This window comes from Lentzea sp. NBRC 102530, assembly GCF_030269365.1.
In the GTDB taxonomy this organism is placed as follows: domain Bacteria; phylum Actinomycetota; class Actinomycetes; order Mycobacteriales; family Pseudonocardiaceae; genus Lentzea.
In genome coordinates, this window is record NZ_BSTF01000012.1 from 85670 (window position 1) to 103128 (window position 17459).

Below are 17459 nucleotides of genomic sequence, written 5' to 3' on the forward strand. Positions count from 1 at the left end.
CGGGCGGGCTGCTTCAGCGGCTCCGTGCTGTCCTCACCGGCCCAACAGATCGTGAAGGCATGAGCAAGATCGAGATCAAGACCCCCGGCCAGCTGGAGGCCATGCGCGCCTCCGGCCTGGTCGTGGCGAGGGCCCTCAAGAACGTGGTGGCCGCGGTCAAGCCCGGCGTGTCCACGTGGGAGCTCGACGAGATCGCCGAGCAGACCATCCGCGACGCCGGCGCCATCCCATCGTTCAAGGGCTACCACGGCTTCCCTGCGAGCATCTGCGCCTCGGTGAACGAGCAGATCGTCCACGGCATCCCCAGCAAGACCCAGGTGCTGGCCGCGGGCGACCTCATCTCCATCGACTGCGGCGCGATCCTCGACGACTGGCACGGCGACTCGGCCGTGACGGTCGGCGTCGGCGAGATCTCGCCCGCGGACCACAAGTTGTCGGAGGCCACCAGGCTGTCGATGCTCGCGGGCATCGAGGCCGCGGTGCCCGGCGGCAGGCTCACGGACATCTCGTTCGCCATCGAGTCCTCGGCCATCGAGTCCGGGGACCGCGACGGCATCGAGTACGGCATCGTCGCGGACTACGGCGGCCACGGCATCGGCACCAAGATGCACATGGACCCGTTCCTGCCGAACTACGGCAAGCCCGGCCGCGGTGCCCGGCTCAAGGTCGGCATGGCCATCGCGATCGAGCCGATGCTCACGCTCGGCACCGACGACTCCCAGGAGCTCGAGGACGGCTGGACCGTCGTCACGCTCGACGGCACCCGTGCCGCGCACTGGGAGCACAGCGTCGCGATCACCGAGGACGGCCCCTGGGTGCTCACCGCGCCCGAAGAGGACTGAGTCCCGCACCACCCCGTTTTCCGGATCAGCCCCGTTCTGCCCTCAGGCGAACGGGGCTAATTCGTTTGCCGGAACGGATACGGTCGAAGTGACGAGCGAGTCCAATGCTTGGGGGCATTGTGGGGGTAACCCGTTTCGTCCTGTCCGCCCTACTGATTCCGCTAGCAGGCTGCGCTGCCTCTAAGCCGGCCACCGATTTCACCTACCAGGACGTCCCGGCGACGCGGATCGCCGACCGGATCTTCCTGGCCGGCACGATCGCCGCGGTCGAGCACTGCGATCCGCCGTTCTCCGACGTCAACGTCAGCAGCCCGAACTTCGTCACCCCGCCCGTGCCCGTGGACGGCGGTTGCGGCGGTTCGACGAGGGCATCGGCACCGTGGGAGTACGTCGACGCCGTGAATCGCATCACTGCGCTGCACGACACCGTCGTCCGCGAGTGGGAGGTGCGGTTGCGGAGCGGGCCCGAGGCCGCCGAGACGCGGGCCACCGAGGCGGTGCTGCGGCACTGCCTCGACCGCGCAGGGTTCGACCACCCCGGGCCGGGTGAACCGACCATCGAGGGCTACGGCTTCGGCAAGGGCGACCACGCCCTCGACAACGCAGCTCAGAGGTGTTCTGACGAGACCGGATACGGCGTCAGGACCGCCACGCAACGCCTCAGAACGCTCAGGTCGGTGCTCGGCACCCACGAGGCCGAGATCAACGACATCGCGCGGCTCAAGCCCGTCCTGGAGCGGGCCACGCGGCCGGACACCGGCCCGGAGCGGACCCGATTTGGGTTGCCGCAGTGAACTGCGTACACTGGTCAGGTGGCGCATCTGTCGCGCCGGTTCCGTCATGCCCTCGCAGGTGAGATCGAACCGGGCTGGGACGTGCCCAAACGTATTTATCACCGTCACGAAACGCGGAGGACATGGGCAAGAAGGACGGGGCCATTGAGGTCGAGGGCCGCGTAGTCGAGCCGCTCCCCAACGCGATGTTCAGGGTCGAGTTGGAGAACGGTCACAAGGTACTCGCGCACATCAGCGGCAAGATGCGACAGCACTACATCCGCATCCTCCCTGAGGACCGGGTTGTCGTGGAGCTCTCGCCCTACGACCTGTCCCGCGGGCGCATCGTCTACCGCTACAAGTGACCTCCAGTAGCAGGAGATCTCAGGCGTGAAGGTTCAGCCGAGCGTCAAGAAGATCTGCGACAAGTGCAAGGTGATCCGCCGTCACGGCCGGGTCATGGTGATCTGCGAGAACCTGCGCCACAAGCAGCGCCAGGGCTGAGCAGTTCCACCGCGCGCTCGTCGAGATCTTCTTCGATGACGCAGTAACGAGACACTCCTCGCACCTACCGCACGGGCCAGACGCGTGCGGACACCCCCGGATTCCAGGCCGGGGCCGGGACACCGGCTGTGAGAGCAGCCGGACACGACACACAGCGAGTCAGTCACCGGAATTGGGCGAGGAGCAGACCTGGAAGTAATCGACAGGAGTTAACCGCCACATGGCACGACTCGCTGGCGTCGACCTCCCCCGCGAGAAGCGGATGGAGATCGCGCTCACCTACATCTTCGGCATCGGTCGTACGCGCTCCAAGGAGCTGCTCGCCGCCACGGAGATCTCCCCGGACCTCCGGGTGAAGGATCTGACGGACGACGACCTCGCCAAGCTGCGGGACCACATCGAGACGAACTACAAGGTCGAGGGTGACCTTCGCCGTGAGGTCGCGGCCGACATCCGTCGCAAGATGGAGATCGGCTGCTACGAGGGTCTTCGGCACCGTCGCGGCCTGCCCGTTCGCGGACAGCGCACCAAGACGAACGCCCGTACCCGCAAGGGTCCGAAGAAGACCGTGGCCGGCAAGAAGAAGGCCGGCAAGAAGTAAGACCTCGCGTCTACTGCCCTCAACTTAGGAGCTCGTTTTGCCACCGAAGTCCCGCCAGGGCGCCGGGGTCAAGAAGATCCGGCGCAAGGAAAAGAAGAACGTCTCGCACGGCCAGGCGCACATCAAGAGCACGTTCAACAACACCATCGTGTCGATCACCGACCCGATGGGCAACGTGATCAGCTGGGCGTCCGCCGGCCACGTGGGTTTCAAGGGCTCGCGCAAGTCCACGCCGTTCGCGGCGCAGATGGCTGCCGAGAACGCCGCCCGCAAGGCCGCCGAGCACGGCATGCGCAAGGTGGACGTGTTCGTCAAGGGTCCCGGCTCCGGCCGTGAGACCGCGATCCGTTCGCTGCAGGCCGCCGGTCTCGAGGTCGGCACCATCCAGGACGTGACCCCGCAGCCCCACAACGGCTGCCGCCCGCCCAAGCGGCGCCGGGTCTGAGGCACGGGGAGGAGTAAGAACTCATGGCTCGTTATACGGGACCCGCGACGCGCATCTCGCGTCGCCTCAAGGTTGACCTCGTCGGTGGGGACCAGGCGTTCGAGCGCCGTCCTTACCCGCCCGGCCAGCACGGCCGCGGCCGCGTCAAGGAGTCCGAGTACCTGCTGCAGCTCCAGGAGAAGCAGAAGGCTCGCTACACCTACGGCGTGCTCGAGAAGCAGTTCGTCCGGTACTACAAGGAAGCGGTTCGCCGCCCCGGCAAGACCGGCGAGAACCTGCTCCAGATCCTCGAGGCCCGCCTCGACAACGTGGTGTACCGCGCGGGCCTCGCCCGCACGCGTCGCCAGGCTCGCCAGCTGGTCAGCCACGGTCACTTCATCGTGAACGGCCACAAGGTCAACATCCCGAGCTACCAGGTGTCGAAGTTCGACATCATCGACGTGAAGCCGAAGTCGATGCCGACGCTGCCCTTCGAGGCCGCGCGCGCGTCGTTCGGTGACCGCCCGATTCCGGCTTGGCTGCAGGTCGTTCCCTCGAACCTGCGCATCCTCGTGCACCAGCTGCCCGAGCGCGCGCAGATCGACACGCCTGTCACCGAGCAGCTCATCGTCGAGCTCTACTCGAAGTGATCCTCTCCGAGCCACTGTCCCTCGTGGATGGTGGCTCGGGTCGGGTCCCGCATCGGCGCGAAGGGTGTGCCGAGTGCGTTTGCCGGTCCTCGCGGCTGGCTGTTGTTGACGGCGTCAAATAGCGGGCGTCGTTGCTGAAAGGAAGAACCCAGTGCTGATTTCCCAGCGCCCCTCGCTCGCCGAGGAAGCGGTCTCCGAGACCCGTTCCCGGTTCGTCATCGAACCGCTGGAGCCGGGCTTCGGTTACACGCTCGGCAACTCGATCCGCCGCACGCTGCTCTCGTCGATCCCCGGTGCTGCTGTCACGAGCATCCGCATCGACGGCGTGCTGCACGAGTTCACCACGGTTCCCGGGGTGAAGGAGGACGTCACCGACGTCATCCTGAACCTCAAGGAGCTCGTCGTCTCGTCCGAAGAGGACGAGCCGGTGACCATGTACCTGCGCAAGCAGGGCCCCGGTGTGGTGACCGCGGGCGACATCGTGCCTCCGGCCGGTGTCACCGTGCACAACCCCGACCTGCACATCGCGACCCTGAACGGCAAGGGGAAGCTGGAGATCGAGCTCGTCGTCGAGCGCGGTCGCGGCTACGTCCCGGCTGTCCAGAACAAGCAGGCGGGCGCCGAGATCGGCCGCATCCCCGTCGACTCGATCTACTCGCCGGTTCTCAAGGTGACGTACAAGGTCGAGGCGACTCGTGTCGAGCAGCGCACGGACTTCGACAAGCTGATCCTCGACGTGGAGAGCAAGCCCTCGATCACCCCGAGGGACGCGGTTGCCTCCGCGGGCAAGACCCTGGTTGAGCTGTTCGGCCTCGCTCGCGAGCTGAACATCGACGCCGAGGGCATCGAGATCGGCCCGTCGCCGGCCGAAGCCGACACCATCGCCGCGTTCGCGATGCCGATTGAGGACCTGGACCTCACCGTCCGGTCTTACAACTGCTTGAAGCGGGAAGGCATCCACACCGTCGGCGAGCTCGTGTCGCGCAGCGAGGCGGACCTGCTGGACATCCGCAACTTCGGTGCGAAGTCGATCGACGAGGTCAAGATGAAGCTCGTCGGCCTCGGCCTCGCCCTGAAGGACTCGCCTCCTGGGTTCGACCCGTCCGCGGCTGCTGCCGACTACCACCCCGGTGACACGGGCTGGGGCGCCGGTGCCGGCCTGGACCCGCACGACGACGGCCAGGACTACGCGGAGACCGAGCAGCTCTGACGCTCTCAGAGCCAGAGGATCTCTTTCAGTTACAGGAGTAAGCGATGCCCACCCCTACCAAGGGCCCACGGCTCGGTGGGTCTCCGGCGCACGAGCGGCTGCTGCTCGCCAACCTGGCGACGGCGCTGTTCCAGCACGGCCGGATCAAGACCACTGAGGCCAAGGCGAAGCGGCTGCGTCCGTACGCCGAGAAGATCATCTCGAAGGCCAAGGCCGGCGACCTGCACAACCGTCGCGAGATCATGAAGGTGATCCGCGACAAGGACGTCGTCCACAAGCTGATCGCCGAGATCGGTCCGTTCTTCAGCGACCGTTCCGGTGGTTACACCCGCATCACCAAGACGCTGGCGCGCAAGGGCGACAACGCCCCCATGGCCATCATCGAGCTGGTGCAGCAGAAGCTCGTCTCCACCGAGGCCGAGGCTGCGCGCAAGACCAAGTTCGCCAAGGACGAGAAGCCGGCCGAGACCGCCGTCGTCGACCAGGACGCTGACGCGCCCGAGTCCGCGACCAAGGACGCTGCCGAAGAGCCCGCTGAGGGCGCTGTCGAGGTTGACGGCGAGCCGTCGGCCGAGGACGTCAAGGCGGAAGAGGCCAAGGACGAGTCCGCCAAGGACAAGTCCTGAGTCTGAACGCTGACGAGCCCGTCGTTCCCGGTTCCGGGGGCGGCGGGCTCGTTCGTGTTCGGTTTGATCTCGGGTACGACGGGACCTCGTTCTCCGGGTGGGCCCGCCAGCCGTCCCGGCGGACCGTGTGTGGCGTCCTCGAGGACACGCTTTCGATGGTGTTGCGCGAGGACGTTTCGTTGACCGTGGCCGGTCGGACCGACGCCGGCGTGCACGCCTCCGGTCAGGTCGCCCACGCTGACTTGCCTGTGTCCGTGGATGTTGCCGGGTTGGCCAAGCGGCTGGCCCGGGCATTGCCCTCGGATGTTCGGGTTTTTTCCGCTCGTGTGGTGCCTTTCGAGTTCGACGCCCGGTTCTCGGCGTTGCGGCGGCACTACGAGTACCGGGTCACGGATGCCGAGTTCGGCGCGCATCCGTTGCGGCGGTTGGACACCCTGGCCTGGCCTCGTCCGCTGGACGTGTCCGCGATGAACGTGGCTGCCGGGTTGTTGTTGGGGGAGCACGACTTCTGCGCTTTCTGCAAGCGGCGTGAAGGAGCCACGACCATTCGGGAGTTGCAGCGGCTCGAGCTGGTTCGGGCTGCTGGGGATGGTGTGATCACGGCGTTTGTTTCCGCTGACGCGTTCTGCCACTCGATGGTTCGGTCGTTGATCGGGGCGTTGCTGGCGGTGGGGGAGGGGCGGAAGGCAGTTGAGTGGCCGGGCTCCCTTTTGTCGCTGCACGGGCGTGCCAGCGGGGTGACTGTGGCTCCTGCCCACGGGTTGTCATTGGTGCGGGTGGATTTTCCTTCGGATTCGGAGTTGGCGGCTCGGGCTGAGGCGACTCGGCGGGTTCGTACGTTGTCCTCTTGATGCTGTCGCTTGGTCCTTGGGCGGTTGCTGTTGCATGCGGCCTGTTGCGGTTGCGTGCTTCCCTCTGAGGGCTCTGCTCCCAGACCCCCGGCAATCTGATCGGGGGCCCGCGCCGTGAGCGGGTTGACGGCACGCCTGTTTGTGTTGGGCGGCTGCCGGTTGCGTTGGCGGTGGGGCCATCTTGGTCAAGGGCAGAAGCCAAGACGCCTCGGCTTCGCCGTCGGGGCGGCTCACCTTCGACCTCGCTCACCCTGCCCCAGCCAGCCGCCACCCTTGCCCGCCCGCCGTCGCCCACCCATCTCTCGCCGCTGCCAAGCGCTTGCGCCCTCGGCGCACGGTTGCCCCACCCTGTCCTGGGTCCTGGCATGGGCGGAGCCCCCGGCCGGGGTGCCGAGGGCTCCGAAGGTGGTGCGGCTGGTCAGGGGCTAGATGTCGAGCGTCCACGAGTCGATGTAGCCCGTGTCCTGGCGGTAGTTGTCACGTACGCGGAGCTGCCAGGTGCCGTTCGCGTCCTCGGTCGCCACGTTCACGCTGTAGGTCGCGGTGAGGTCGTCGGCGCTGTCGGAGCCGTTGGAGACCTTCAGGACCTTCACGGCGCCTGAGGGGGTGATCAGGGCCAGGTCCAGGTCACCTCGGTAGGTGTGCTTGATGGCCACCTTCACCGTTGCGGTGGCGCTGGCCTTGCCGTTGCAGTCGGCGATGGTGATGGGCGACTTGACCTCGCTGGCGTCCGGGATGGCGGTGTCGGTGTCGTTGGTCGCCGCGGGGCACTGGCCGGGCGGGTTGCCGGGGGCCGTGCCGGTGATGTGGAGGAGCTTGTTCGGGCTGCCGGTACCGGGGGAGGTGACAACGTCGGACGTGGCGTTGTCAACGAGGGCGTCCCGGACCTGCTGCGGGGTGGCGGTGGGGCTGGAGCCGAGGTAGACGGCGGCTGCGCCTACGACGTGCGGGGTGGCCATCGAGGTGCCGCTGATGGTGTTGGTGGCCTCGTCGTTCGTGAGCCAGGCGCTCGTGATGTCGCGGCCAGGGGCGAAGATGTCGAGGCAGGTGCCCAGGTTTGAGAACGAGGAGCGGGCGTCGGTGCGGTCCGTGGAGCCGACCGTTATGGCTTCCGGGGTGCGGGCCGGGGACGTGTTGCAGGCGTTGCCGCCGCTGTCGTTGCCCGCTGCGAGGCCGTAGGTGACGCCTGCGGCGATGGAGCGCTTCACGGCGTCGTCGACGGTCTGGTTGGCGCCGCCGCCGAGGGACATGTTGGCCACCGCGGGCTTGCGGGCCGGGTTGGCCTGGACGTCCGCGGTGACCCAGTCGATGCCGGCGATGACGCCCGCGAACGTGCCGGAGCCCGAGCAGTTGAGGACCCGGACGGCCACCAGCTTCACGTCCTTGGCGACGCCGTACTTCGTGCCGCCGACGGTGCCCGCGACGTGGGTGCCGTGGCCGTCGCAGTCCGAGGCGTCCGAGTCGTTGTCGACGGTGTCGGTGCCGGACACCGCGCGGCCGCCGAAGTCGTTGTGCGAGAAGCGGATGCCGGTGTCGATGATGTACGCGGTGACGCCCGCGCCGCGGTTCGGGTACGTGTAGCTGTTGTCCAGCGGGAGTGCTCGCTGGTCGATGCGGTCGAGGCCCCAGGACGGGGTCGGGGTCTGCGTGTCGGCCTTGCGGACCTCGCCGTCCTGCGTGACGTGGTCGACGCTCGGGTCAGCGGCGAGGCGCTTCGCCTGGGCTTCTGACATCGTTGCCGAGAAACCGCGCAAAGCGGACTGGTAAGTGTGCTTGACGGTGGCGCCGTACTTAGCGCTGAGGTTCTCCGCGCTCGCCGTGCTCACGTCCTTCAGCACGACGATGTAGCTGTCCTTCACCGAGTTCGGCGCACCGAGGTTGCGAATCTCCCCCTCGGGCGCAGCGGTGGCGGAGACGGACGAGAGGACGAGCGCAGTGCCCGCCACCAGTCCGATTCCACCCGCGCGTCTGGCCCACGATTCTCCCATAGCAGCAAGCTCCCTCGTCGCAGGGTTGTGCAGGTGAGAATTTTCTTAGTGGTGCGGACTGATTTCACACAAGGTGGTCCACGCAAATGCGTTCGAATGGCGAATCAACAGATTTGCTTCGGCCTGTGAATTAGTTGGTGCCGCTGATCTCTTTACAAAACAATTGCGCCCCGAACGGTTGTCCGTTCGGGGCGCAAGTTTCGCCTATTTAGTCGAGCGTCTCAATCGCCTCTGCGGACGGCTCCGAGGATCTGCTGTTCGGCCGGGGTCGTGTAGAGGCGCAGGTGCGCCCACATGTCCTGGCCCATCGCGATGACCTGGTCGTCCTTGAGCTGCGTCAGCTGCTGGAACATCTGCGGGCGCAGCCGCCACATCTGACCCGCCAGCTGGGCCTGGCCCATCGGCAGCCGCTGCAGCAGCACGAGGTCCGCGTTGTTCGCCGTGGACGAAGCCTGCGGGTGCAGGTACGGCAGCACGTACATCGTGGTCTGCCACGCGGCACGCGGCGGGAACAGCTCCTGCGGAACGTGGCCACCGTCGTGGATGACGAGCAACGGCATGTCCTCGGTCGGGCGCGGCAGGTCCGCCGGGGACAGTCGGCGCAGCTGCACCAATTGGGACGGACGGCCGTCCGGGCCCTGACCCGCCGCGCGGACGACGGGCTGCCAGGCCTGCGGGCGGCCCGTCGCGATGATGATCCACGCGCCGGTCGCCATCGCGCGCAACGCGATCTGGCGCGCCAGGTACAGGCCGCCGACGACGACCATGCGGGTCGGGGTCGGGCGCAGGACGGACACCGAGAGCGGTTCGCCCTTGGTGCCCTGGCCGAGCATCATGCCGCCGCGGTCGCCGCTCGGGCTGACCAGGTCGAGCATGGTCGGCGACACCAGGAACTCCGGTGCCACCGCACCGCGGCCGCGGGCGTCGAGCAGACGGGACGAGGAGCTCATGCCACACCTCCGAGCGGCAGCGTCGCGGCGAGGCCCGCGAGCTGCATGCCCCGCAACGGGGTCAGCGTGATGTCGAGCTTGTCGCCGATCTTCGACAGCTGGTCCTCGGCGCGGTCGAGTTCGCTCGGCGTGCGGGCGCTCACCCGGACCAGGCCGCGCAGCGACACCTGACCGTCCTCACGGGACGGTGAGATGGACATCGCGAGCGTGGACGAGAGAGCGCGCACACCGGTCAGGGCGTTGAGGTTGCCCTTGAGGCCCTTGGTCGGCCAGCCGGTGATGGCGTAGCTCGCGTGCCCGACGCCACCCGCGGTGACGCCCTTCCACTTCTCCCGCAACGACACCGGGTTCGTGTTGCCGACGGCCGCGGTGAGCTCGGCGGACGAGATCGCCGCGCGCAGCAGCTCGTCCGAGTCGAGCGGGCGGATCGTGACGCCGGCGGACTCCAGGGCGTTGCGGACGCGGGAAAGCGCGCCGATCAACGCCCGGTGCGCGCCGACGACGCCGCCGCCGCGCTCCCGGATCGCCTCGCCACAACGGCGCGGGTCCAGCCGGACCGTGATCCACGTGGTGCGCCTGGCCGCCGCGGGCAGCGGGCCGAGCACCTCCATGTACGAGCTGACGGCGGGCGAGTTCGGCGGGAGTGCCGCGCTGCCGGGGTAGCAGTGCCAGAGCACGGTGATCGCGTCGAGGACGACACCGCGGTCTTCGAGGCACGGTGTGAGCGCTCCCAGGGGCAGCGAGGGCGCCGAGCCGACCGCGGAGATCAGCGGCGGCGTCGGGTCGACCAGCAGCACCGCGGTCCACACACCGTCGTGCCACGACAACGCGAGCGGGCGGCGTTCGTGGTCGACGCCCTTGGCGATCACCAGGTCCGGGATCGCGAGGCGCAGCAACGCGACACGCGGGTCCTCCGGGCCGAGCACCTGCAACTCGTCGTCACCGGGCTTGGACTCCGTCGGCTCCTGGCGCTTCGCGGTCCGGCTGTGCGACCGGAAGTTGTAGCGCAGGCGGACGCCGATCCACTGGGTGAGCCAGCGGCCACGCGAACGGGTGAACGCCAGGATCAGTGCGATGAGCAGCACACCGCCGGCGATCGACACCGAGACGACGTTGAGCGCGTCACCCTGCTTCACACCCATGATCGACAGCACGAGGAGGGCGATGGCGAGACCGACCTCGATCGTGACTACGTTCGACACGGGCAACGAGCCGAGGCTCACGCCCGCGGCTCTGCGACGGACACGCCCGACCGGACGCGGAGGCGCGGGAGCCTGCTGACCAGGGCCCGCGGGTCCCTGCGGCGGCCGTGCCATCCCTGGGTTGGGCCGGGGCGGATGTGGAGTGGTCACGGACATCCGTTGTGGTCTCTTTCCCCTCGATGGTCGGTGGGCTTGGCGAACCGGCCCACGAAGCAACCTGCGTCCGGCTATCCTGCCGAACCGTACCGCGACTGGGAGAGCAGCGAGCCGAGAATGGCATCAACACCCACCACCAAGGCACAGGTCCAGGCCTACCAATTCGTCTTGAAGCGGATGCAGTCAGCTCTGGTCCGCAGAGACGCGGTGATGCTCAACGACCCGATGAGCACCCACTCGCGCGCGACAGCCGTGGGTGTGGTGCTGGGCGTCCTCGGTCTGATCATCTTCCTCGTCATCGGGCTCTTCAGCCCGGCGCCGAGGCTCGACGACCAGACCCAGATCGCCATCAGCAAGGAGACCGGCCAGGTCTACGTCGTGGACAACGCCCCCCGGCGGTTGATCCCGATGACGAACCTGGCGTCGGCCCGGCTGCTCTGGCTCTCGCGCAGCAACCCCGACGCACAGCAGGGCCAGGCGGGCGGCGACGCCCCGGCCGGCCAGGCGGGCGCGACGCAGGGCGCCGCGGGCGGGACCCCGAAGCTCGTGAGCGAGAAGGCGCTGGCGAACCTGCCGCGCGGCCGGCTCACGGGTCTGCCGGACGCGCCGGACGTGCTGCCGGCGCCGGAACTCCGCATCGACGCGCAGTGGTCGGTGTGCGACACCCTCCAGCTCGACCGGTTCCGCGAGGACCAGGCGGCGGAGAACCAGATCAAGACGTCCGTGATCGCCGGTGTCAGCGGTGGCAACGCGGAGCTGGGCTCGGAGGCCGTGCTCGTCCAGCAGCGCACGGGTGCCAAGAAGGCGTACCTGATCTACAAGACGCCGCAGAACCTGCGCGACGTCTCGTCGTCGACGGTCCGCGCCGAGGTGGACCTCAAGAACGACCGGGTGATCAACGCCCTCAAGCTGACCGGCAAGAAGCCGCGCGCGATCAGCACCGCGCTGCTCAACGCCATCCCCGAGGTCGCCCCGCTGGTCGCGCCGACCATGCCGAACCAGGGCAAGAAGGCCACGTACGTCACCGAGACCAACGTCAACATCGGTGAGGTCGTCCAGGTCGAGCGCCAGGAGGGCTTCGAGTCCATGGTCGCGCTGGAGGACGGCTTCCAGACGGTCGAGGAGACGGTCGGCGACCTGCTGCGCTACGCCTACTCGAACAACCGCGCCGCGATCCGGCTCTCGCCGAGCGCCGTCGCGAACCACCGCAGCCCGGCGAAGCCGCTCACCCTCGACTCCTACCCGGAGAAGATCCCGACGACGCTGGAGCCGAACCCGAACAACGTCGTGCTGTGCCTGGGCTGGAAGGCCGAGAACTTCACGGCCGACAACCGCGCCGAGCACACGTCGGTGACGATCGGTTCCGCGCTGCCGGGCCCGAAGGACATGACCCCGGCGCAGCTCGGTTCGGCCGGTGCCAACGGCGAGATCATCGACGAGTTCCTGATGCTGCCGGGCAAGGCGTCGGTCGTGCGGGCGAGCCAGGGCAAGAACGACTTCGGCACCGGACCGGTGCAGGTCGTGACGGGTCGTGGCGTCCGCTACGGCGTCCCTGACGGGGCGACGGCGGCGGCACTCGGCCTCGAGGGCACGTTCCCGCCGGCGCCGAACCAGATCCTGAGCCTGTTGCCGATGGGTCCGCAGCTCAACAAGAACGACGCGAACCGCAGCTACGACTCGATCCCGGCACCGGGCGGCAAGATCCAGGATCCGGCCGCCGTGCAGAAGTAGCGGAACCGGACCGGGTGCGTCACCGTCGAAAAGGGACGAAAGCGCACCCGGACGTGTCCTAGGGGGAATCAGCTGTGGCCGGTCGCATCAGCGTCGATGCCGAGTGGTTGGAGAAGTACGCCGACCGCATCGACGGGACGACGGACGATCTGAGGCGGGTGCGGGACGCCATGAAGGTGTCCCCGCTGCGCCCCCAGTCGTTCGGCGAGATCGGCAGGACCGTCGGCACGGCCCAGGCCTACGCGCGGGCGGCCGAGCTGCTCAACTCCCAGCTCGCCCGCGCCTGCGACGCGCTCGACTCGGCGGCCAAGGGCCTGCACGAGGTCTCCAAGCAGTACGGGGCCGGGGACGAGGAGAGCGTGCAGGCCATCAAGAAGGCCGATCGGCGGTAGGGGCTGTGGTGACCAAGGACGGCAAGCAGATCGCGGCCGAGGTCGGTCCCGAGCTCGACTACCTCTCGCGGGTGAGCCGCAAGCTCGGTGTCGCGGACCTCGTGCACGACTTCTTCGACCCGCTGGTGGGCGACTGGAACGACCTGCGCGAGGAAGCCGAACGCTGGCGCAAGGCCGCGAAGGTGACCGAGGCGGTCAACAACCACGTCAAGGCACCGCTGGGCGGCGTCGACGAGCGCTGGCACGGCAAGGACGCCGAGGCGTTCCTCGAGCACATGCGCAAGGTCGGGCTCGCGGGCGGTGACCTGTCCGAGGCGATGAACGCCATGGCGGACGCGCTGGAGGAGACCGCGGACGGCGTGCGGACCATCGTGCAGGACATGGCGCACGTGCTCGCCGACGCCGCGGACTCGGTGTCCGGCACGGCCTCGCTGCCGCTGGACGGCGACCAGCGCGCGCTCAGGCACATCGAGGAGCTCAAGGAACCGGTCCGCGAGCTGCACGAGTCGGCGCGGCAGGTGATGGAGGCGTTCCTCAAACTCTGCGACGGGCTCTCCGGTGACGCGTCGGCGTTCGGCGCCGTGCGGATGGAACACCGCTACCCCGACCAGAACTGGACCTACACCGCGCCCGCCAAGCCCGGGACCGCGGTGCCCGCGCCGGCCGGTGCGTCCGCGACGGCGGCGGCGAGCAGTGCGCCGTCGTCCGGTGGCGGTGGAGGTGGCGGTGGTGCGGTCGGCGGCGGTGGTGGCGGGGTCGGCGGTGGCGTCGGCTCGGTCGGAGCGCCCGCCGCGGCCGAGCAGTCGATGCAGTTCGGCGGGGCCACGGGCGTCGCTGAGCAGGCTCCGGCGGCTCAGCAGGGTGGTGGCGCCGGACAGGGCGCCGCGGCCGCTGGAGGCCGTTCTGGGGCCGTTCCCGCCGGCGGCGGGATGATGGGCGGCGGCATGGCACCGATGATGGGTGCGATGGGCGGTGGTCAGCAGGGCGGCGACAAGGAGCACAAGCCGCGGCAACGGCTCACCGGCTCCATCGAGGACCTGCTCGGCAAGCCCAAGAAGGCCGCGCCGAAGACGATCGGCGACGACGACTGACGCTCGTTCGCCGGGCGGCCCACCAAGATCGACATTAGGCTGGACGGAGCAATGTCCGACCTGGTCGTCCGGGGGTTCTTCAGTCGTGCGCAAGACATTCGTCGCGGTGGCGGCCGTCGCCGGCCTGTTCGCGGGAGCGGTGCCGGCCAGTGCGGTCGCGCACCAGGAGTACGTCGGTGGCTACTGGAGCTACCAGCACTTCGAGCAGGGGCAGGCGTTCGGCAGCAACGGCGCGCTGATCCCGCAGATCTGGATGGATCGCGCCACCAGCGGCAACCCCAGCCGCTGGGACGGCTGGATCGGTGCGCAGCGCAACTCCTTCTACACGCAGAAGGTGCCGTTCGGGAACTACTGGTGGCGCACCTGCTTCGAGGGCAACGGCGGCCGCTTCCACTGCGGCTCCTGGTTCCACGCGTGAGCTGAAACGAAAAACGGCCCCGCTGAAGAAATCTTCAGCGGGGCCGTCGTTTCGAAACTCGTTTCGAAACAAAGCGTCAGGCGGGACGCCCGCGTTTGCGGTTCAACGAATTGCGGATGAACAACGTCAACGCGAGCAGCACACCGCCGATGCCGATTCCGCTCAGCGCCACGATGATCGGCGGCCAGTCGAGCCCCTGCGGCGGCGTCACGCTGGTCGTGATCTGCTTCTGCTCCTGCGCCTTGAACCCCGCGGACTCCGCCGGGAGCACGGCGGTGAGCGCCGCGATCGGGTTGACCATGCCGAACCCGGTCTTGTTGTCCTTGCCGGTCACGCCACCGGGGTGCAGCGCCGTCATCTTGAGGCGCTCCATCACCTGGCGCGCCTTGAGGTTCGGGAACCGCTCGCGCACCAGCGCCGTGATGCCCGCCACGTACGGCGAGGCGAAACTGGTGCCCTTGATGTCCTGCACGCCCTGCGCGGTGACGTTCGCGTTCGTCAGGCCGGTGCCCTTGGGGTCGACGGAGATGATCTCCTCGCCCGGCCCGGCGATGCTGACCCACGGGCCCCACACGCTGAACGACGAGACCGCGCCGGACTGCGCGATGGACGCCACGGACAGCACGTCGTTGGCGAACCATGCCGGCGACGACACCGAGTTGACGGTGTTCGGGTCCATGTTGTTGTTCTGCTGCGCGCAGCCGGTGCCCTGGTCGCTCAGGTTGCCGGCCGCCGTCACGACGACGACGTCCTTGACGTCCACCGCGTACCGGATGGCGGCCTGGAGGTTCTTGTCGTCCGCGCTGAAACCCTTGGGGGAGCTGCAGTTCGTCAACGAGATGTTGATGACCTTGGCGTCCTTGTTGGCGGCGCGCACGATGGCCTGCGCGAGCGTGCCGACCTTGCCGGCCGAGGTGCGCTTGTCCGTCGGGCTGTCGAACTCGAAGCGGTCGCTCGTCTGGCGGATCGCGAGGATCGTCGCCTCCGGTGCGGCGCCGACGAAGTCGCCCTCGGTCCTCGCCGCGGCCGCGACGCCCGCCACCTCGGTGCCGTGCCCGTCGCAGTCGTCGAGGCCGTTCGCCTTGGCGACGTAGTCACCGGCGCCCTCGACCCGGCCGCCGAACCGCGGGTTCTGCGGGTCGACGCCGGTGTCGATGATGGCGATCCTGATGCCCTTGCCGGTCGCGAAGCGGTGCGCCTGGTCGAGGTTCAGCTGGACCTGGCCCCAGGGCTTGGTCTTGATCAGCTCGCTCTTCGTGTCCGACTCGACGCAGGCCTTGTTGGTGCGCTTGTACTCCACGTCCGGCACACCCTTGTCCTCCGGAGGAGGGGTGCCGGCGGGGAGGTCCGGCGGTACCGAGTTCGGCCGCGCGGACTGCGACGTCGAGGACGGCTGGGCGGAGGCCTGCGGCAGCGTCCCCGTCAGCAGCAGCAGTCCGGCGGTCGCTGCCGCCGTGGTGCGCCTGATGCCGGTCCTCATAGCGTGATCAGACCTCGGAACACCTGGTACATGTCCATCACGGCGAGCGCGAGCGGCAGCACCGACGCGATCAGGATCGCCTCGATGATGTCGACGGTGCGGCGCAACGGCGGCGAGAACTTCTGGCCGGGGAAGATCACGCCGAGCACCAGTGCGAGCGCTCCCAGGACCAGCAGCGCGCCGAAGACGAACGCGATGCGGTCGAACGAGTTGGAGGCGATCAGCCAGCCGAGCAGGATGCCCGCGCTGGCGACCATGCCGGTCGACAGCAGAGCCACGGCCTGCGCGCCGTTCGCGTACGCACGACCGCGCATCATCAGCACGATCGCGACGACGACGGCGTAGATCGGGCCCCAGACACCGGGTGCGCCCGCGGCGACGATGGCCGCCAGCGCCGCGACCACGCCGGTACCGATGATCATGCCCGTCAGGTACTCGTGGGCGACGGCCGTGCGGCGCTCGATGACGGTGAACTCCGGGAAGCCGCTGTCCTCCTTGAGGTCCTCGGCGTTCGTCGGCACCACGGGCGGCGGGATCTTGGCCAGCCGCAGCGTGAGGCTCGGCAGCAACGACAACGCGGCGAGCGCCACGGCACCGGTCGCGGCGGCCACACCGGTGAGCGGGTGCTCCACGAACGTCGCGACGAGGAACGCCAGCGCCACCAGGGTGCCGCCGGTCGCGGCGGCGATGAACACCGTGATGCCCTGCCCGATCAGCAGGATCCCGCCCCACGCGAAGATCATCATCAACGCCGAGGCGAGCAGCATCTTCGGGTTGAAGCCCACGCCGGGAACGGCGTGGAAGCCCGCGACGAACGCCAGCGGCAGCGATCCGCACGCGGCGATCAGCACACCCGTCGACGTCGAGCTGTAGGCCCGCGCGATGGTCGCGCCCGCCGCCAGCATGGCGATCGCGCCGACACCACCGGCGATCGCGGCGGCGAGCCCGCTGCCCGAACCCGCCGTCGTGACGGGGCCGGAGAGGAACAACGCCACCGCCGCGGCGATCAGCGCCAGCGCGCCGGCGAGGTGACCGAACTTCTGCGCGGTCTCCTTCGTCCACGGCCGGAACGAGTCCGGGTCGGACTCCGCGATCGCGTCGACGACGTCGTCGTACAGCGGAGGCGGGGGATTCTCGTTGCGGCGCCGCAACTGCAGCAGTTCGCCGTCGACGACACCCAGCGACGCCAGCGTGCGAGCCGGGTCGAGCGGGTTGTCGCCGAGCTTGGCGATGCACCAGCCACCGTGCCGGACGCCACCGTCCGGAGTGGCCTCTCTCGCCATGTCCAGCAGCATCGGGAGGAGATCGGCCACCGCCACGTCGGCAGGCAGCGCGACGTCGATACGCGTCCGAGGTGCCACCACCGTGACACGGCTGAACACCGTCGTACCGGTCGCCACCAGGGCCCCCTAAGTCAGATCAGTGCTTGCAAACAATGTGCCCGACCTTATTGGTCCACTCGGACGGTTGCCGGGCGGCCCTAGTATGGACGCACCGACGTCTCCTGCACGTGTCGTTTGCAGAACACGTTCGGTCAGGTTTTTTCCCGACCCACCTTCGTGGCGCTCGC

At 68.6% G+C, this 17459-nt stretch carries 20 protein-coding genes; 14 read left to right on the forward strand and 6 right to left on the reverse strand.

What is annotated here, in order from left to right:
* Positions 1-59: 59 nt before the first annotated feature.
* Complete coding sequence (gene map / locus QSK25_RS29590; RefSeq protein ID WP_285643077.1) at positions 60-842, forward strand: type I methionyl aminopeptidase; 783 nt, start codon at positions 60-62, stop codon at positions 840-842.
* Between the two features lie 202 nt (positions 843-1044).
* Here the strand turns inward: map and QSK25_RS29595 are convergent, their stop codons facing one another.
* The gene (locus QSK25_RS29595; RefSeq protein WP_285643079.1) at positions 1045-1251 is read right to left on the reverse strand and encodes a hypothetical protein; all 207 of its coding nucleotides are present in this window, start codon (positions 1249-1251) and stop codon (positions 1045-1047) included.
* Here QSK25_RS29595 and QSK25_RS29600 point away from each other — a divergent pair.
* The 9 genes from QSK25_RS29600 to truA all read left to right on the forward strand — a co-directional run bounded on the left by QSK25_RS29600 (position 1241) and on the right by truA (position 6481).
* Positions 1241-1636, forward strand: a complete 396-nt coding sequence (locus QSK25_RS29600; RefSeq protein ID WP_285643080.1) for a hypothetical protein — start codon at positions 1241-1243, stop codon at positions 1634-1636. The genes QSK25_RS29595 and QSK25_RS29600 overlap by 11 nt on opposite strands.
* Before the next feature lie 122 nt (positions 1637-1758).
* Complete coding sequence (infA, locus tag QSK25_RS29605) at positions 1759-1980, forward strand: translation initiation factor IF-1 (protein WP_005166804.1); 222 nt, start codon at positions 1759-1761, stop codon at positions 1978-1980.
* 25 nt (positions 1981-2005) lie between these two features.
* Positions 2006-2119, forward strand: a complete 114-nt coding sequence (rpmJ, locus tag QSK25_RS29610) for a 50S ribosomal protein L36 (RefSeq protein WP_010148647.1) — start codon at positions 2006-2008, stop codon at positions 2117-2119.
* A gap of 220 nt (positions 2120-2339) precedes the next feature.
* Positions 2340-2720 carry a 30S ribosomal protein S13 gene (gene rpsM / locus QSK25_RS29615; RefSeq protein WP_045309821.1) on the forward strand — a complete coding sequence of 127 codons (381 nt, stop codon included), beginning with the start codon at positions 2340-2342 and terminating at the stop codon, positions 2718-2720.
* 37 nt (positions 2721-2757) lie between these two features.
* The gene (gene rpsK / locus QSK25_RS29620) at positions 2758-3165 is read left to right on the forward strand and encodes a 30S ribosomal protein S11 (RefSeq protein WP_030472036.1); all 408 of its coding nucleotides are present in this window, start codon (positions 2758-2760) and stop codon (positions 3163-3165) included.
* 23 nt (positions 3166-3188) lie between these two features.
* Positions 3189-3794 (forward strand): 30S ribosomal protein S4, encoded by a 606-nt coding sequence (gene rpsD, locus QSK25_RS29625; protein ID WP_285643097.1) that lies wholly within the window; start codon positions 3189-3191, stop codon positions 3792-3794.
* A gap of 151 nt (positions 3795-3945) precedes the next feature.
* A complete protein-coding gene (locus QSK25_RS29630) occupies positions 3946-5004 on the forward strand; it encodes a DNA-directed RNA polymerase subunit alpha (RefSeq protein ID WP_285643098.1) in 1059 nt (352 codons plus the stop codon).
* A gap of 44 nt (positions 5005-5048) precedes the next feature.
* A complete protein-coding gene (rplQ, locus tag QSK25_RS29635) occupies positions 5049-5630 on the forward strand; it encodes a 50S ribosomal protein L17 (RefSeq protein ID WP_285643099.1) in 582 nt (193 codons plus the stop codon).
* A gap of 2 nt (positions 5631-5632) precedes the next feature.
* Positions 5633-6481, forward strand: a complete 849-nt coding sequence (gene truA / locus QSK25_RS29640; RefSeq protein ID WP_285643351.1) for a tRNA pseudouridine(38-40) synthase TruA — start codon at positions 5633-5635, stop codon at positions 6479-6481.
* 425 nt (positions 6482-6906) lie between these two features.
* Here the strand turns inward: truA and QSK25_RS29645 are convergent, their stop codons facing one another.
* The 3 genes from QSK25_RS29645 to eccE form a co-directional block, all read right to left on the reverse strand.
* Entirely contained in the window at positions 6907-8469 is a 1563-nt protein-coding gene (locus tag QSK25_RS29645) for a S8 family peptidase (protein WP_285643100.1), read from the reverse strand.
* A 221-nt stretch (positions 8470-8690) separates the two neighbouring features.
* A complete protein-coding gene (locus QSK25_RS29650) occupies positions 8691-9419 on the reverse strand; it encodes a hypothetical protein (RefSeq protein ID WP_285643101.1) in 729 nt (242 codons plus the stop codon).
* Positions 9416-10621: a type VII secretion protein EccE gene (gene eccE / locus QSK25_RS29655; RefSeq protein ID WP_285643102.1), complete on the reverse strand. Its 1206-nt coding sequence runs from the start codon at positions 10619-10621 to the stop codon at positions 9416-9418. Before eccE ends, QSK25_RS29650 begins: the two co-directional genes overlap by 4 nt.
* Before the next feature lie 273 nt (positions 10622-10894).
* Here eccE and eccB point away from each other — a divergent pair, with 273 nt between their 5' ends.
* The 4 genes from eccB (at position 10895) to QSK25_RS29675 (ending at position 14409) form a co-directional block, all read left to right on the forward strand.
* Positions 10895-12508: a type VII secretion protein EccB gene (gene eccB / locus QSK25_RS29660; RefSeq protein ID WP_285643103.1), complete on the forward strand. Its 1614-nt coding sequence runs from the start codon at positions 10895-10897 to the stop codon at positions 12506-12508.
* Positions 12509-12582: 74 nt separating this feature from the next.
* Positions 12583-12900 carry a type VII secretion target gene (locus QSK25_RS29665; RefSeq protein ID WP_285643105.1) on the forward strand — a complete coding sequence of 106 codons (318 nt, stop codon included), beginning with the start codon at positions 12583-12585 and terminating at the stop codon, positions 12898-12900.
* Between the two features lie 8 nt (positions 12901-12908).
* The gene (locus QSK25_RS29670; protein WP_285643106.1) at positions 12909-13991 is read left to right on the forward strand and encodes a WXG100 family type VII secretion target; all 1083 of its coding nucleotides are present in this window, start codon (positions 12909-12911) and stop codon (positions 13989-13991) included.
* Positions 13992-14076: 85 nt separating this feature from the next.
* On the forward strand, positions 14077-14409 hold the full coding sequence (locus QSK25_RS29675) for a hypothetical protein (protein WP_285643107.1): 333 nt from the start codon (positions 14077-14079) through the stop codon (positions 14407-14409).
* A gap of 76 nt (positions 14410-14485) precedes the next feature.
* On the opposite strand, the gene mycP is transcribed toward QSK25_RS29675, so the two are convergent.
* Both mycP and eccD read right to left on the reverse strand, forming a co-directional pair.
* The gene (gene mycP, locus QSK25_RS29680) at positions 14486-15889 is read right to left on the reverse strand and encodes a type VII secretion-associated serine protease mycosin (protein WP_285643109.1); all 1404 of its coding nucleotides are present in this window, start codon (positions 15887-15889) and stop codon (positions 14486-14488) included.
* Positions 15886-17289 (reverse strand): type VII secretion integral membrane protein EccD, encoded by a 1404-nt coding sequence (gene eccD, locus QSK25_RS29685; protein ID WP_285643110.1) that lies wholly within the window; start codon positions 17287-17289, stop codon positions 15886-15888. Before eccD ends, mycP begins: the two co-directional genes overlap by 4 nt.
* Positions 17290-17459: the final 170 nt, after the last annotated feature.

Coding starts and splice junctions, on each gene's coding strand:
- rpsM (WP_045309821.1), top strand. CDS start 2,340: ATGGCACGACTCGCTGGCGTCGACCTCCCCCGCGAGAAGCGGATGGAG.
- infA (WP_005166804.1), top strand. CDS start 1,759: ATGGGCAAGAAGGACGGGGCCATTGAGGTCGAGGGCCGCGTAGTCGAG.
- QSK25_RS29645 (WP_285643100.1), bottom strand. CDS start 8,469: ATGGGAGAATCGTGGGCCAGACGCGCGGGTGGAATCGGACTGGTGGCG.
- mycP (WP_285643109.1), bottom strand. CDS start 15,889: ATGAGGACCGGCATCAGGCGCACCACGGCGGCAGCGACCGCCGGACTG.
- rpsD (WP_285643097.1), top strand. CDS start 3,189: ATGGCTCGTTATACGGGACCCGCGACGCGCATCTCGCGTCGCCTCAAG.
- QSK25_RS29650 (WP_285643101.1), bottom strand. CDS start 9,419: ATGAGCTCCTCGTCCCGTCTGCTCGACGCCCGCGGCCGCGGTGCGGTG.
- QSK25_RS29595 (WP_285643079.1), bottom strand. CDS start 1,251: ATGCGATTCACGGCGTCGACGTACTCCCACGGTGCCGATGCCCTCGTC.
- map (WP_285643077.1), top strand. CDS start 60: ATGAGCAAGATCGAGATCAAGACCCCCGGCCAGCTGGAGGCCATGCGC.
- rplQ (WP_285643099.1), top strand. CDS start 5,049: ATGCCCACCCCTACCAAGGGCCCACGGCTCGGTGGGTCTCCGGCGCAC.
- eccB (WP_285643103.1), top strand. CDS start 10,895: ATGGCATCAACACCCACCACCAAGGCACAGGTCCAGGCCTACCAATTC.